At 70.8% G+C, this 15,192-nt stretch carries 13 protein-coding genes and 1 pseudogene; 7 read left to right on the top strand and 7 right to left on the bottom strand.

Annotated elements, in window-relative coordinates:
- Positions 1-282: 282 nt before the first annotated feature.
- From EIL87_RS27285 to EIL87_RS02245, 4 genes and pseudogenes are all read left to right on the top strand, one after another.
- Positions 283-609: pseudogene (locus EIL87_RS27285) on the top strand (hemerythrin domain-containing protein); the annotation flags it as partial.
- 322 nt (positions 610-931) lie between these two features.
- Entirely contained in the window at positions 932-1,690 is a 759-nt protein-coding gene (locus tag EIL87_RS02255) for a 3-hydroxybutyrate dehydrogenase (RefSeq protein WP_125088409.1), read from the top strand.
- Positions 1,691-1,733: 43 nt separating this feature from the next.
- On the top strand, positions 1,734-3,068 hold the full coding sequence (locus tag EIL87_RS02250; RefSeq protein WP_233575953.1) for an MFS transporter: 1,335 nt from the start codon (positions 1,734-1,736) through the stop codon (positions 3,066-3,068).
- A gap of 4 nt (positions 3,069-3,072) precedes the next feature.
- Complete coding sequence (locus tag EIL87_RS02245) at positions 3,073-4,863, top strand: helix-turn-helix domain-containing protein (RefSeq protein ID WP_125088408.1); 1,791 nt, start codon at positions 3,073-3,075, stop codon at positions 4,861-4,863.
- On the opposite strand, the gene EIL87_RS02240 is transcribed toward EIL87_RS02245, so the two are convergent.
- The 7 genes from EIL87_RS02240 to EIL87_RS02210 form a co-directional block, all read right to left on the bottom strand.
- Positions 4,860-5,285 (bottom strand): carboxymuconolactone decarboxylase family protein, encoded by a 426-nt coding sequence (locus EIL87_RS02240; protein ID WP_125088407.1) that lies wholly within the window; start codon positions 5,283-5,285, stop codon positions 4,860-4,862. The two genes, EIL87_RS02245 and EIL87_RS02240, sit on opposite strands and share 4 nt — an antisense overlap.
- Positions 5,282-5,746, bottom strand: coding sequence for a MerR family transcriptional regulator (locus tag EIL87_RS02235; protein ID WP_125088406.1), 465 nt, complete (start codon positions 5,744-5,746; stop codon positions 5,282-5,284). The genes EIL87_RS02240 and EIL87_RS02235 overlap by 4 nt, the downstream gene beginning before the upstream one ends.
- A 77-nt stretch (positions 5,747-5,823) precedes the next feature.
- Positions 5,824-7,089 carry a benzoate/H(+) symporter BenE family transporter gene (locus tag EIL87_RS02230; protein WP_125088405.1) on the bottom strand — a complete coding sequence of 422 codons (1,266 nt, stop codon included), beginning with the start codon at positions 7,087-7,089 and terminating at the stop codon, positions 5,824-5,826.
- Between the two features lie 63 nt (positions 7,090-7,152).
- Positions 7,153-7,434: a muconolactone Delta-isomerase gene (catC, locus tag EIL87_RS02225; RefSeq protein ID WP_125088404.1), complete on the bottom strand. Its 282-nt coding sequence runs from the start codon at positions 7,432-7,434 to the stop codon at positions 7,153-7,155.
- 20 nt (positions 7,435-7,454) lie between these two features.
- Positions 7,455-8,300, bottom strand: a complete 846-nt coding sequence (gene catA, locus EIL87_RS02220; RefSeq protein ID WP_125088403.1) for a catechol 1,2-dioxygenase — start codon at positions 8,298-8,300, stop codon at positions 7,455-7,457.
- A 28-nt stretch (positions 8,301-8,328) separates the two neighbouring features.
- Positions 8,329-9,432 carry a mandelate racemase/muconate lactonizing enzyme family protein gene (locus EIL87_RS02215; RefSeq protein ID WP_125088402.1) on the bottom strand — a complete coding sequence of 368 codons (1,104 nt, stop codon included), beginning with the start codon at positions 9,430-9,432 and terminating at the stop codon, positions 8,329-8,331.
- Complete coding sequence (locus EIL87_RS02210; RefSeq protein ID WP_125088401.1) at positions 9,429-10,337, bottom strand: LysR substrate-binding domain-containing protein; 909 nt, start codon at positions 10,335-10,337, stop codon at positions 9,429-9,431. The genes EIL87_RS02215 and EIL87_RS02210 overlap by 4 nt, the downstream gene beginning before the upstream one ends.
- 243 nt (positions 10,338-10,580) lie before the next feature.
- Between EIL87_RS02210 and benA the strand changes: the two genes are divergently transcribed.
- From benA to benC, 3 genes are read left to right on the top strand one after another with little or no spacing between them, the layout of a single operon-like run.
- Positions 10,581-11,945: a benzoate 1,2-dioxygenase large subunit gene (gene benA, locus EIL87_RS02205; RefSeq protein WP_125088400.1), complete on the top strand. Its 1,365-nt coding sequence runs from the start codon at positions 10,581-10,583 to the stop codon at positions 11,943-11,945.
- Between the two features lie 25 nt (positions 11,946-11,970).
- On the top strand, positions 11,971-12,513 hold the full coding sequence (gene benB, locus EIL87_RS02200; RefSeq protein WP_125088399.1) for a benzoate 1,2-dioxygenase small subunit: 543 nt from the start codon (positions 11,971-11,973) through the stop codon (positions 12,511-12,513).
- An 11-nt stretch (positions 12,514-12,524) separates the two neighbouring features.
- The gene (gene benC / locus EIL87_RS02195) at positions 12,525-15,167 is read left to right on the top strand and encodes a benzoate 1,2-dioxygenase electron transfer component BenC (protein ID WP_125088398.1); all 2,643 of its coding nucleotides are present in this window, start codon (positions 12,525-12,527) and stop codon (positions 15,165-15,167) included.
- Positions 15,168-15,192 lie beyond the last annotated feature (25 nt).

Raw genomic sequence — 15,192 nt, 5'->3', positions numbered from 1 at the left:
GTGCGAACCGGGGCAGGCGCGGTTCGGCGGGAGGTCGTTGTGCCCTTCTCGGACCTGACACGCGCAGGTGTTTCGTGCGCGTCGTCGTGTCTGAAGTGGTGAGGGGTTGCCGTTCGAACTTCGCGCGAAGTTCGAGGGTTGACAGCTTCCGGGTTGTCCCGCGGGGTCCTGGACAGCATTCGGGTTGCTCCGTTGGCGCGGTGCGCCGTTCTGCTCCAGCGGTGGGGAGCGCGGTGTTGGTGTGGCGCCAGCGTCGCGTGCCGGTGGCAGTTCGTGCCAGGCATGGAGGCGTGGGACCCGAAGGAGGCGACATGCCGATGTCCATGCCGTCGCCCTTCCGTGACTGAGGGCGAGAAGATCAGGCTGGTCGCCTGGAACCAGGAATTGCGCCGCGTGCACGCGCGCCTGCGCGAAGCGCTGGAGGACACCCGGCGAGAGGCCGTCGGCGGTGCTCCGCCCGGTGATGTGGGCCGGGACCTGCTGTTCTTCTGCCGAGGCTTCTGCACCGCGCAGTCCGCACACCACGGAGGTGAGGACCGGGAGTTGTTCCCGGCGATCGCCGCCGCTCATCCGGAGCTCCGGCCGACGCTGCACGAGCTGCAGCAGGACCACGACATGATCGCCCACCTGCTGGACCAGGTGCAGGCCGCCCTCAACCGGTCCGCGTCGCCGGTGGAGCCTGGCCCCGTCACCTCGACCGCCTCTCCGCGATCGTGGAGAGCCACTTCCGGTTCGAGGAGCGGGCGCTCCTGTCGGTGCTGGAACGGCTCGGCCTCGACGCCGACCCGGAACGCGTCCTCGCGCCGTTGTGACCGCCGGAGCACCGCCCGTGCCGAGCTGAGGGGGTGTGCCCGGTCACCATCTCCCGAACTCAGGCTGTGGTGGACGGGCACATGGTCCGGTGGTCAGCGGGGGCTTACCGTCTGTCGCCATGCTGAGTTCTCAAGGCCGCTTGGACGGCCGGGTCGCGCTGGTCACCGGAGCGGCCAGCGGGATCGGCCACGCCTGCGTGCGGGCCCTGACCGAGGCGGGTGCGAAGGTGCACGCCGTCGACATCGACGCGGACGCCGTGCAGCGCGTCGCCGCCGAGCACGGCGGGTGGGCCCACACCGCCGACCTCGCCGACCCGGCTGCCGTGGAGGAGCTGCCCAGCGAGGTCGACGTGCTGGTCAACAACGCCGGTTTCCAGCACGTGGCGGCGCTGCACGAGTTCCCGCCCGAGGTCTTCGCCCGCATGCAGCAGGTCATGGTCACCACGCCGTTCCTGCTCGTCCGCAAGGCGCTGCCGCACATGCGCGAACGCGGGCACGGCCGGATCGTCAACGTCTCCAGCGTCCACGGTCTGCGGGCCAGCGCCTACAAGTCCGCGTACGTGACCGCCAAGCACGCCCTCGAAGGACTGTCCAAAGTGGCCGCTCTGGAGGGTGCGGCGCACGGCATCACCAGCAACTGCGTCAACCCCGGCTACGTCGACACCCGGTTGGTGCGCGACCAGGTCCGCGACCAGGCCGAGGCGCACGGCATGGACGAATCCGACGTGATCAGCGAGGTGCTGCTGCAGCGCGCCGCCGTGAAGCAGCTCATCACGCCCGAGGAGGTCGCCGACGTCGTGCGCTGGTTGAGCGGTGACCAGGCCGCGCACATCACCGGCACGAGCGTGCCCCTCGACGGCGGCTGGACCGCCTCCTGACCCCCACGGCCGCAGAACCACGTGACACGAAGGAGTGTTGACGGTGACCGAGACCCAGCCGCCACCCAGGCGGATCGCCAAGATCGTGGCCGCGAGCCTCATCGGCACCACCATCGAGTGGTACGACTTCTTCCTCTACGGATCGGCCGCAGCGCTGGTGTTCAACACGCTGTTCTTCCCCGAGTCCGATCCGCTCACCGGCACCTTGCTGTCGTTCGCCACCTACGCGATCGGGTTCCTCGCCCGGCCCCTGGGCGGGCTGGTGTTCGGGCACTTCGGTGACAAGGTCGGCCGCAAGCAGTTGCTGGTGATCAGCCTGCTGATGATGGGCGGGTCGACAGCGGCCATGGGCCTGCTGCCGACCTACGCGGCCATCGGCGCGGGCGCTCCGCTGCTGCTGACGCTGCTGCGCCTGGTCCAGGGCTTCGCCCTGGGCGGGGAGTGGGGCGGAGCGGTGCTCATCGTCTCCGAGCACGGCGACGACCGGCGGCGCGGGTTCTGGGCGTCGTGGCCGCAGTGCGGTGCTCCGGGCGGGAACCTGCTGGCCACCGCCGTGCTCGCGGTCCTCGCTGCCTTCCAGTCCGACGCCGCGTTCGAGGCCTGGGGCTGGCGGATCCCGTTCCTGCTCTCCGGTGCGCTGGTGATGATCGGTCTGTGGATCCGGCTCACCGTCTCCGAGTCCCCGGTGTTCCTGGCCGCGCAGCGCAACGCCGGCAGCCGGCCCCAGGCCCCGGTGATCGAGGTGTTCCGGCGCAGCTGGCGCCAGGTGCTGATCACCATCGGCGCCCGGATGGCCGAGAACGTCTCCTACTACGTGCTCACCGCGTTCATCCTGGTCTACGTCACGACCGGGCTCGGAATGAGCAAGTCCGCCGGGCTCAACGCGGTGCTCATCGGTTCGGCCGTGCACTTCGTGACGATCCCGATGTGGGGCGCGCTGTCGGACCGGATCGGTCGCAAGCCCACCTACCTGTTCGGGGCGGTCGGGACGGCGGTGTGGTCGTTCGCGTTCTTCGCGCTGATGGACACCCGCTCGCCGCTGCTGATCACGGTGGCCGCCACCGTCGGACTGGTGCTGCACGGCGCGATGTACGGGCCGCAGGCGGCGTTCTTCACCGAGCAGTTCGCCACCCGGGTCCGCTTCACCGGGCTGTCCGTCGGCGGGCAGCTGTCCTCGATCGCGGCCGGCGCGCTGGCCCCGCTCGTCGCGGTGGCGCTGTTCAAGGCCACCGGCGGCACCACAGCGGTCTCGCTCTACGTGGTGGCCATGTGCGCGCTGACCGTGGCAGCGCTCCTCTGCGCCCGGGAAACCGCCCGCACCTCGCTCTACGACGAGGCTCAGGACGGGGCGGAGGCCGGGCTGCCGGTGGGAAGATGAGCGCGTGGACGACGTGCTGAAGCTGCTCGACCTGCTCGCCAGCGGAGCGAGCGGTGAACGGCTGGCCGAGGTCGGTGCAGGCAACCCCGACCTCGGCCGTGCCACCGAGCTGGCGCTGCGCATCTCCGCGACGCTGAGCGCGCACCGCCGCCGGGAGGCGGAGCTGACCGCGTTGTTCGACACGGCCAGCGACCTGGCGCGGCTGCACGACCCGGACGCCGTGCTGCGGTCGATCGTGCGCCGCGCCCGGACCCTGCTGGGCGCGGACGTGTCGTACCTGAGCCTCAACGACGAAGCCGCGGGTGGCACCTACATGCGGGTCACCGACGGGTGCGTGTCCCAGCTGTTCAAGGAAGTCGCGCTGGGCATGGGCAAGGGGATCGGCGGCCTGGTCGCCCAGACCGCCCGCCCCTACGCCAGTCCCGACTACTTCCGCGACGACCGCGTGACGCACACCAGGGCCATCGACGACGCGGTGCGCGACGAGGGGCTGGCGGCCATCCTCGGCGTTCCGCTGTCGGTCGGTGACGACGTGATCGGCGTGCTCTACGCGGCCGACCGCACTCCCCGCGAGTTCACCCCGGAGGAGGTCGCGCTGCTGTCGTCCTTGGCCGACCACGCGGCCATCGCGCTCGACAACGCCCGGTTGCTGGAGGAGATCAGCACCCACAGCGAGGCGGTGCAGCGGGCGGGCGAAGCCCACGACCGGCTGATGGACCTGGTGCTGCGCGGCGCCGACGTCTCCAGCGTCGCGGCCGCGCTGGCCGACGTGCTGCAGGGCTCGCTGTCGCTGTTCGACGCCGACTCCACCGAGCTCGCCCGCGCGGGCGAGCCCGTCGACCCGCCCGCGGCCGACGCCGTCGCGGACTCGCTGGCCACCGGCCGTGCCGTGGTCCGCGACGGGACCTGGGTGTGCGCGGTGCAGGCCGGACCGGAAACCCTCGGCAGCATCGTGCTGGCGGACCGCCCGACGCTGCTCGACGCGGACCGGCGGTTGTTCGAGCGCGCCTCGGTGGTCACCGCGCTGCTGCTGATGCTGCGCCGCTCGGTGGCCAAGGCCGAGGACGAGGTGCGCGGCGAACTGCTCACCGACCTGCTGACGGCGCCCGAACGCAACTCCGCGGCGCTGGTGGCGCGCGCCTCGCGGCTCGGCGTGGACCTCGCCGCCCCGCACTGCGTGCTGGTGGCCCACGCCGAGTCGGTCCCGCGCAGGCGCTTGGTGATGGCGGCCTCCCCGCGAGCGGTGCTCGCGGGCAGCCACGCCGACGAGGTCGTGCTGCTCGCCCGCGAGGACGACGCGTCGACGCTGGCGGCGCGCCTGGCCGAAGAACTCGGGTCCGTTGTGGACGGTCTGGTCACGGTCGGCGCGGCCGGTCCCGCGTGCGGGCCCGTCGCGGTGGCCTCCGCGCACGCCGAAGCGGTGCGGTGCCTGCACGCGCTGCTGGCCCTGGGCCGCGCGGGCGAAGGTGCTTCTGCCGAGGAGCTGGGGTTCCTGGGCGTGCTGCTCGGTGATCGCGCCGACATCGGCGGTTTCGTCCGCCGCACGCTGGGACCGGTGCTGGACTACGACGCGCGGCGCGGCACCGAGCTGGTGGCCACGCTGGAGGCGTACTTCGCCGCGGGCGGCCAGCACAACCGCACCAAGGACGTCCTGCACGTCCACGTCAACACGGTCGTGCAGCGCCTCGAACGCGTCGCTTCCCTGCTGGGCGAGGACTGGCAAACCCCCTCCCGCGCCTTGGAGATCCAGCTGGCCCTGCGCCTGCACCGCTGGGAGTCGGCCCGCACCCGCTAGGGGTGCGCGTCGTCCTGCTCGGCGAAGACGTCGCGGGCGACGGAGGTCGCGTTCAGGGCCCGGGGGAAGCCGCAGAACACCGCCGCGTGCAGGAGCGCTTCGGTGATCTCCTCGCGGCTGAGACCGACGTTCAGGGCAGCGCCGATGTGAACTCGGAGCTGCGGGTCGCAGCTCCCCAGGGCGGTCAGGACGCCGAGGGTGACGAGCTGGCGGCTGCGGCGGTCGAGACCAGGTCGGTCGTAGATGTCCCCGAAGGCGAACGCGGCGACGTGGTGGCCGAGGGCTGGGTTGATGTCGGCGAGCGAGTCGAGGACGGCCTCGCCTCGGTGTCCGTCGATCTCGGACAGGACGGACAGCCCGTGGCGGCGGCGGGCGAGGTTGTCGGGACTGGAGATGTCGTGCTGCGGGGCGGTGCTCGTCATGGCTGGTCTGCTTCCTGGTAGAGGGCGATCTTGTACTCGGTGGCGGCGAGGGCGAGTTGCAGCCGGGCGATCTGGGATCGCACCGTGTCGCGGTGTTCCAGCAACAGGTCCAGGCGTTCGGGCACGGTGTCCTGTCCGGCGTCGATGAGGTCGACGTAGTGCCGCAGGTCGCTGATCGGCATGCCCGAGGTCCGCATCCGGATGAGGAACACCAGCCTGCGCACGGCGGGCGCGTCGTAGCGGCGGTGGCCGGCGGCATCGCGGTCGACGTGGACCAGACCGGTGCGTTCGTAGTACCGCAGCGTGTGGGGGTTCACCCCGAGGTGCTTCGCCGTCGTGGCGATGTCCCACTCGGTTGCGTCGTCATCGCGCGCGAGCTCGCGCAGAGCCTCGACCGAGACCCCACCGGGTGGATCGATCGCCAGGCGCAGCGCCTCGTGCAGTGCGTCGTCGTGTGCCACACCGGGAAACGGTAGAGGTGTGAGCGCGCTCGAACGCAACCACGCGCTCGCTCCCCGCGGAGCCGCTTCAGGCTCTTCTAGGCCGCCTGGTCGCGGGAGGTGAAGTCCGCTCGTTCCAGGGCGAAGGCGACCAGGACGCCCGCCAGCAGACCCCAGAACGCGGAGTTGATGTTGAGCGGGTTCACGCCGGAGACGGTCACCAGGAAGGCCAGCAGGGCGCCCAGGGTGAACTTCGTGCTGAACGCGGTGGTGAACGCACCTTGCAAGGCGCGCAGCATGGCCAGCCCGCCGAGGACCGCGATGAACGCCGGGGGAGTGGCCAGCATGAAGCGGACGAAGGCCGGGGCGAACAGCCCGACGACGATCGCGCCGAGACCGCACACGATGCCGGCCGTGTACTGGCGGGAGCGTTCGGTGGAGGCGACCAGCAGCGCGTTGGTCGGTCCGGTCAGGCAGGTCGAGACCGCGCCGACCGCGGCGGCCGGCAACGACCAGAGCCCGCACAGCAGCGCTGCGACGTTGGTCGGCGGGCGGTGCCCCGCCTGCCGGAGAACCGCTGTGCCCTGTCCGTTCTGCACCACCAGCACCGTGATGGCCAGGGGCACGACGAGTTCGGTCAGGGCGCGCCAGGAGAACTCCGGCGACTGCAGCAGCGGCTGGGCGAGCCAGCCCGCCCCGTCGAGGGCGAAGCGGCCGGACGCGGCCACGGCGAGCGCACCTGCGAGCAGCGCACCCAGGATCGGCGGCACCAGCCTTCCGGCCGCGGGGAACACGCTGAGCAGCAGGAACACCGCGATCATCGGCACGGCGACGACGGCGTCCGACCCGGTGGCGTGGACGAGGTCGAGCCCGAAGCGCAGGAACACGCCCGCGACCATCGCCATCACGATGGGCATCGGCAGGGCCGCCATGACGGTGCGGACCCACCCGGTGAGGCCGATGGCGAGGATGAGCAGAGCGGTCACCACGAACGCGCCCAGCACCTCCGACCAGCGCAAGTGGTCCAGCGAGGCGCCGACCACGACCGTGCCGGGGATGGTCCAGAAGAACGCCAGCGGCTGCCGGTAGACCCAGGACGCGATCGCGGTGAGCACGCCGTTGAGGAAGAACACCCCGAACACCCACGACGCGAGCTGCGCCGGGCTCAGCCCACCGTTCAGGCCGGCCGAGAGGATCACCGCGATCGGGCCGGTCGCGGAGAACACCAGGCCGACCACCCCGCCGGCCACCGAGGAGCCGTTGAGGTCGCGCAGCACCTGGCGCGCTCGGGCGGGGGAGGGACGTTCGAAGCGTGTGCGGCGAACCGGCTCCCCGGTGTCGACTTCGTCGAGAGTGCTGGTCACGAGCCCCCTCCGGTACGAGGAAGCCGGGTGTCCGCTGTGGACACCCGGCTTCCGAGGCGTTCCTCAACCTGCGATCTTGTTCGGGTGCACCGCCAGCGGGGTCACCTCGATGTCCATGTAGGCGAACAGCGGTAGCCCGGACAGCACCTCGTGCAACTCGTCGTGATCGGCGACGTCGACGACCGAGATGTTGGCGTACTCGCCCGCGACCCGCCACAGGTGCGGCCACCGGCCCTCGCGCTGCTGCTTCTGGCTGTACTCCTTCTCGCGCGCCAGCAGGTCCGCGCGCACGTCCGGATCGAGGTCCGGCGGGAGCTTCACGTCCATGCGGATGTGGTAGAGCACGTCTGTCTCCTGTGGACTGATCAGGACGGGTCGAGGACGAAGCCGTACTCGATGGCCTCGCCACCGGCGACCGGTTTCGGGTCGAGCATCAGCTCGGGCTTGACCGCCGAGGCGATGTCGTCGTCGTTGTGCTCGTCGCCGGGGAAGTACAGCTGGGCGGTCAGCAGCTCGTGGCCCGGTGCCGAGACCTTGACGTGCAGGTGCGCCGGCCGCCACGCGTGCCACCCGGCGGCGGCGATGAGCTTGCCGCAGGCACCGTCGGTCGGGATCTGGTACGACGCCGGGCGCACCGTGCGGATCTCGAAGTTCCCGTCGGCGTCGGTGGTGAACGTCCCGCGCAGGTTCCACTCCGGGAGGCCAGGGGCGAACTGCGAGTAGAAGCCGTCGGCGTCGGCGTGCCACAGCTCCACCGTCGCCCCGGCCAGCGCCGAACCGTCGGTGGTGGTGACGCGGCCGGTCCAGGTCAGCGGCGTGCCCGGCTCGTCCTCGCGCATCGGCACCGCGCCCTTCGAGCCCTGCTCGGGGGCGTCCGGGACATAGTACGGGCCCTCGATCGTCCCCTTGTTGCCCTCGCGGTGCTCGGTGGCGACCTCCTCGACGACGTGCTCGACCCAGACGTCGAGGAACAGCGGCCACTCGCCGTCCTCGCCGACGTTGATCAGCCACGCCTTGAGGGCGTTGTACTCGGCGTAGGTCACCTTGTGCTTGCGGATGGTGGCGTGCACGGCCTCGAGCACCTCGCGGGCGAGCGTGCTCACGCGCTCAGGCGGGGTGCCCTCCACGCCGACGAGCTTGTCGCTCTTGAAGCGCTCGGTCGCGTTGGCGCCGGAAGCGGCGGCCGTGGCCGTGTCGTGGGCGGTGGTCATCTGAATCCTCCTTGATTGGCGGTGGGGGTCAGCGGTCCTGGCGGTAGTGCCGAAGCTTGTCGGGATCAAGCTCGGCACCCAGGCCGGCACCGGGACGGACGGTGAGCTCACCGTCGCTGATCCGCAGCGGTTCGGCCAGCAGGTCATCGCTCATGTCGAGGAAGTTGGAGAGTTCGCCGGCCCGGCGCGAGGTGAGCGCGTGGGCGGCGCCGAAGGCGACGGTGCACAGCGAGCCGAGCTGGCCGTCGACCTGGTTGCCCATCACGACCTCCAGGCCGAGGCCTTCGGCGAGGTGGTGGGTGCGCTGGGAACCGGTGAAGCCGGTCCGCGCGGTCTTGATGCTCACCGCCGTGGCCGATCCGCCGAGCACCTCCCGGGTGACATCGGCCTGGGTGACGGCGGATTCGTCGGCGATGAACGGCACGTCGAGCTGCTGCACCAACCAGCGCCGGCCGAGCACGTCGTCGGCCGGGCACAGCTCCTCGGCGAAGAGCAGGTCCAGGTCGGCCATCTCCTTCATGGCGCGCGCGGACTCGGCGGCGGTCCAGCCGCGGTTGCCGTCGACGTAGAGCTCGACGGACTCGCCCAGCCCCTCGCGCAGGGCTCGCACCACGGCGGTGTCCAGCGAGACCGGACGGCGGCCGACCTTGACCTTGAAGGTGGTGATCCCGTAGGTGTCGCGCATCTTCTCGGCCTCGGCGACCATCGCGGCGGGGTCGTCGAAGCCCAGCATGTGCGAGACGCGCATCCGGTCGGTGTAGGCGCCGAGCAGTTCGGTCACCGACACGTCCAGGCTGCGGCCCAGGGCGTCCCACATCGCCATGTCGATGGCGGCCTTCGCGGTCGGGTTGCCCACGGTGCGCGCCAAGCGCGCGTAGGCGGTCTCGCGTTCCAGCAGGCTCAGCCCGGTGAGTTGCGGTGCGAAGATCGTGTCGATCACCGTGACGATCCCGGCCTGGGTCTCGCCGTAGGTGAACGGCCGCGGTGGTGCCTCGGCGACACCGACGACCCCGTCGTCGGTGTGCACCCGCACCAGGACGTGCTCGGCGGCGTGGACCTCGCCGGAGGCGAAGCGCAGCGGTTTGCGGTACGGGATGGCGAACGGGATCGCCTCCACCCGGGTGATCTTCATGAGCCGGCCTCTGCTGGGGGTCGTGCGGACGGGAAGACGTCCTCGAGCTCGGCGAGGACGGTGTTGACCAGGGGAGAGCTGGTGTCGCGGTGCCAGGCCAGCGCCAGCTCGACGGTCGCGGCTCCCGCCAGGTCGCGGAAGACCACCCCGGCCAGCGGCAGCGAACGGGCGGATGCGGGCACGACGCCCACGCCCAGGCCACCGGCGACCAGCGCGAGCAGCGCGGCGGTGCCCGGGGCGTGGTGCTGCTGGTTCGGGGTGAACCCGGCGTCGCGGCAGCTGCGCAGCACCGCCGCGTGCACGACCGAGTGGCGGCCGTCGTAGGTCACCAGCGGTTCGGCGCGCAGGTCGGTCATCGACACCACGGGCTCCACGGCCAGCCGGTGGTCGGCGGGGACCGCCGCCACCAGCGGCTCGGCCTCGATCACGCGGTAGTCGATGTCCTCGCCGGTCACCGGCGGCCGGAGCACTCCGATGCCCAGCGAACCGTCGCGCAGCTGCGCGCACTGCTCCGCGGTGAGCAGCTCGGCGCGCACCTCCAGCTCGACCTGCGGCACCCGCTGGGCCAGCGCCCGCGCCAGGTGCGGCAGGTGCGAGAAGGCCGCGGTGCCGGTGACACCCACGCGGACCAGGCCGAGCTGCCCCTCGCCGATCCGCTGCACCCCGCGCACGCCGGCGTCGACGGCCGAGAGCACCCGCTGGGCCTCGCCCAAGAAGAACTCGCCCGCCGGGGTGAGCCCCACCTGCCTGGTCGTGCGCTCCAGCAGCGCCACGCCGAGCTCGTCCTCCAGCTGCCGGACGGCGTGCGAGAGCGCGGGCTGGGCGATGTGCAGCTGCTCGGCGGCTCGGCCGAAGTGGCACGTCTCGGCGACGGTGGCGAAGTAACGCAGGTGGCGAAGCTCCACGGCGGGCCTCCTCCCTCGTCCTCGTCGCCGATGCCCTCCCACGGTAAGGAGCCCTCTCATCGAAGACAAAGACTTTGTTCCGCACGATTGATAAACGACAACGATGAATCGCACCCTAGGTCAGGTCTAGGTATTTGTCCGGTGTGACCACCACCACGAGCTGTCATGGTTCCGAGTCATGCCACGGCGGCCCAGCGGCCGCCGGGAGGCCGATCAGAGTCGATCTGGGCCGTTGGAGGATCCATGACCGAGATGCTGAACCGCGTGTCCGCCGTCGTCGCCGACGCCGTCGTCGAGGACCACGAGGCCGGGGTGTACCGGGCCAACCGCCGGATCTTCACCGACGAGGAGATCTTCGAACTCGAGATGAAGCACATCTTCGAGGGCAACTGGATCTACCTCGCGCACGAGAGCCAGCTGCCGAACCCCGGCGACTACTTCACCACGTACATCGGCCGCCAGCCCGTCGTGATCACCCGCGACAAGGAGGGCGAGCTGCACTGCCTGATCAACGCCTGCGCCCACCGCGGAGCGATGGTCTGCCGCCGCAAGGCCGACAACCGCACCACGCTGACGTGCCCGTTCCACGGCTGGACGTTCCGCAACGACGGCAAGCTGCTCAAGGTCAAGGATCCCGACGGCGCCGGGTACCCGCCCGCGTTCGACACCGACGGCTCGCACGACATGACCAAGGTCGCCCGCTTCGACTCCTACCGCGGGTTCCTGTTCGGCAGCCTCAACCCGGACGTGGCGCCGCTGAGCGAGCACCTGGGCGACACCACCAAGGTCATCGACATGCTCGTCGACCAGTCCCCGGACGGCCTGGAGGTGCTCCGCGGCGCGTCGACCTACACCTTCGACGGCAACTGGAAGGTCCAGGCCGAGAACGGCGCCGACGGCTACCACGTCACCGCCACGCACTGGAACTACGCGGCCACCACCGCCCGTCGCGGCACCGGTGAGTCCAAGAACAGCACCAAGACCCTCGACGCGGGCAGCTGGGGCAAGTCCGGTGGCGGCTACTGGTCCTACCCGAACGGCCACCTGTGCCTGTGGACCTGGGCGGGCAACCCGCAGGACCGCCCGCTGTGGCCGCGCATCGAGGAGCTGAAGCAGGAGTTCGGCGAAGCCAAGGGCGAGTTCATGGTGCGCGGCTCCCGGAACCTGTGCCTGTACCCGAACGTCTACCTGATGGACCAGTTCTCCACGCAGATCAGGCACTTCCGGCCGATCGCGCCGGACAAGACCGAGGTCACCATCTACTGCATCGCGCCCAAGGGCGAGAGCGCCGAGTCGCGGGCGTGGCGGATCCGCCAGTACGAGGACTTCTTCAACGCCTCGGGCATGGCCACTCCGGACGACCTCGAGGAGTTCCGCTCCTGCCAGCTGACCTTCCGCGCCACCGCCGCGCCGTGGAACGACATGAGCCGCGGTGCCGAGCACTGGCTGAACGGTCCCGACGAGCTCGCCGAAGCGCTCGACATGAAGGGCGTGATCTCGGCCGGCCAGAAGAACGAGGACGAAGGGCTCTACCCGGTCCAGCACGGCTACTGGCAGGAGCGCATGCGGAACGCCATCGCCGCAGAACGCGCCGCCGACGTCCAGTGACCCCCACCGCGCCAGGAGATTCCCGATGACCGTCAACGCTGACGCCACCGCGCCCACCACCGCACCCGCGGGCACCAAGTCCATCACCCAGCAGGACATCGAGCAGTTCCTCTACCGCGAGGCCCGCTACCTCGACGACCGCGAGTTCGAGAAGTGGCTGGAGTGCTACGCCGACGACGTCGTGTTCTGGATGCCGTCCTGGGGTGACGACGACCTGCTCACCGAGGACCCGCAGACCGACATCTCGCTCATCTACTACCCGAACAAGGGCGGGCTGGAGGACCGGGTCTTCCGCATCCGCACCGAGCGCTCCAGCGCCACGTCCATCCCGGAGCCCCGCACCAGCCACAACATCACCAACGTGGAGCTGATCGAACGCCGCGGGGACATCGTGGACGTCCGGTTCAACTGGCACACCATGTACTTCCGGTACAAGACCGTGGACCCCTACTACGGGACGTCGTTCTACACCATCGACTTCTCCGGTCCGGCGCCGCTGATCCGCCGGAAGACCGTGGTGCTCAAGAACGACTACATCCACCACGTCGTCGACGTGTACCACATCTGAGCGAGGCGGCCATGACCCACCAAGTCGCGCTGTCCTTCGAGGACGGTGTCACCCGGTTCATCACGTGCGCGCCGGACCAGACCGTGGCCGATGCGTCCTACCGGCAGCGCATCAACATCCCGCTGGACTGCCGCGACGGGGCCTGCGGCACGTGCAAGGCCCTCTGCGAGTCCGGTGACTACGACGGCGGCAGCTACATCGACGACGCGCTCACCGCCGACGAGGCCGAACGCGGTTACGTGCTGCCGTGCAGCATGACCCCGAAGTCCGACCTGGTGCTGCGCATCGCCAGCACCTCGGCGGTGGCCAAGACCCAGGCCGCGACCTTCCCCGCGACGGTGAACGCGGTCGAGCGGCTCTCGCCGACCACGGTGTCGCTGACGCTGAAGACGCCGAACCGGGACGAGCTGGCGTTCCTGCCCGGCCAGTACGTCAACATCGCCGTGCCCGGCACTGAGGAGACGCGCTCCTACTCCTTCAGCAGCGCGCCCGACGACGAGCTGCTGACCTTCCTGGTCAAGATCACCCCGGGCGGGGTGATGTCGGAGTACCTCACCGAGCGGGCGCAGCCAGGCGACGAGCTGTCGTTCACCGGACCGCACGGCAGCTTCTTCCTGCGCGAGACCGACCGGCCGGTGCTGCTGCTGGCCGGCGGTACCGGGCTCGCGCCGATCCTGTCGATCATCCGCGCGATGCGCGCCTGCGGGTCGACGCGGCCCGCGCACCTGATCTACGGGGTCACCACCGACGACGACCTGGTCGAGATGGACACCGTGCGGGAGCTCGCCGCCGACGTCGAGAACCTGACCTGGGACTACTGCGTCGCCGACCCGGGCAGCAGCGCCCCGAACAAGGGCTACGTGACCACGCTGATCCGGGACGAGCACCTGCACGGCGGTGACGTCGCGGTGTACCTGTGCGGGCCGCCGCCGATGGTGGAGGCGGTGCGCGAGCACTTCGCCGGAGACGGCTTCGAGCCGACCGGCTTCTACTACGAGAAGTTCGCCCTCGCCGCCACCAGCGCCCCGGCCGTCGAGGCCGAGCCCGAACCGGAACCCGCACCCGAACCCGTCATCGCCGAGGTGGAAGCGGAGCCCGAACCCGTGGCGGAACTGGAGGAGAACCCGGGGGAAGGCCGGAACCTGGCCGGTCAGACCATCTTCCCGGGCACCCCGGTCGCGGCGCTGCACGACGGCTCCCTCCCGCCGGTGGAGGAGGAGAGGGCCGCGGCGAGCTCCATCGCGGGGCAGCGCATCTGGGCCGGGACCGGTGGTGGCACGAGCGGTCTCGAGCGCGGTGAGGCGCTCATCGCCAACGGTGAGGCGCGCTGCGTCGCAGGTCAGCAGGTGCTGTCGGAGCCGACCGACCTCGAACCGGTCGTCGCGCCGGCACCCGGTGGTTACGAGATCGGCGAGGAACACCCGTCGGTGCACGAGTCGGACGCGGTGTTCGAGGCACGCCAAGCGCTGGAGCTGGGCGCGCTGGAGCTGACCATCGGCCGGCTCAGCTCCCAGCAGCTCGCCGGTTACCGGCTGCTCGCCGAATCGGCGGTGCCGCACGTGGACGGCGACCGGTTCGTCGACGCCGCCGCCTACACCGAGGCGAACGCGGCCTTCCACGACTACCTGTTCACCCTCACCGGCAACGAGCACCTCCTGCAGGCCTACCGCGCCCTCGGCGTCAAGGGCCACATGGAGACCACGCTGCGCAACGCCACCTGGTGCGATCCCCGGTGCACCCAGGACCACCTCGACATCGTGACCGCGTTCGAGGCGGGCGACCGCACCGCGGCCCGGCAGCTGATCGCCGAGCACGCCGAGCGCTCGAAGGACACCACCCGGCGGGCCATGGCCGACGCGGAGGAGTCCAAGCGCCCGCGCTTCACCACCCCGGGGCGCTTCGACGGCAAGGTCGTCATCGTCACCGGCTCGGCCCAGGGCATCGGCGAGCAGACCGCCCGCCGCATCGCGGCCGAAGGCGGCGACCTCGTGCTGGCCGACCGCTCCGAACTGGTCGAGGGCCTCGCCGAGGAGCTGGGAGCCTCGCCCGTGGTGGCCGACCTGGAGTCCTGGGAGGGCGCGCAGTCCGTGGTGGACGCGGCGGTCGCCCGGCACGGCCGCATCGACGTGCTCATCAACAACGTCGGCGGAGCGATCTGGTTCAAGCCGTTCACCGAGTTCACCCCGGAGCAGATCGAGACCGAGCTGCGCAGGTCGCTGATGACCACGCTGTTCTCCTGCCGCGCCGCGCTGCCCTCGATGCAGGAGCGGGGCAGCGGGGTGATCGTCAACGTCTCCTCGGCAGCCACCCGGGGAGTCCACCGGATCCCGTACTCGGCGGCCAAGGGCGGCATCAACGCCATCACCGCTTCGCTGGCCCTGGAGTGCGCCGATTCCGGCATCCGCGTGGTCGCCACCGCCCCGGGCGGCACCCAGGCGCCCCCGCGCCGGGTCTCCCGAGGTGGCTCGCCGCTGGAGACCGAGCAGGAGCAGGAGTGGTTCCAGGCCCACATCGACCAGACCCTGGGCACGTCGCTGATGAAGCGCTACGGCACGTTGGACGAGCAGGCCGCCGCCATCACCTTCCTCGCTTCCGAGGAGGCGTCCTACATCACCGGCACCGTCCTGCCGGTCGCAGGCGGCGACCTCGGTTGACGTCGGCCGGGACGGGGGGGTCGCC

This window comes from Saccharopolyspora rhizosphaerae, assembly GCF_003931915.1.
Classification (GTDB): domain Bacteria; phylum Actinomycetota; class Actinomycetes; order Mycobacteriales; family Pseudonocardiaceae; genus Saccharopolyspora; species Saccharopolyspora rhizosphaerae.
This window is presented reverse-complemented; position numbering and strand designations above follow the sequence as displayed.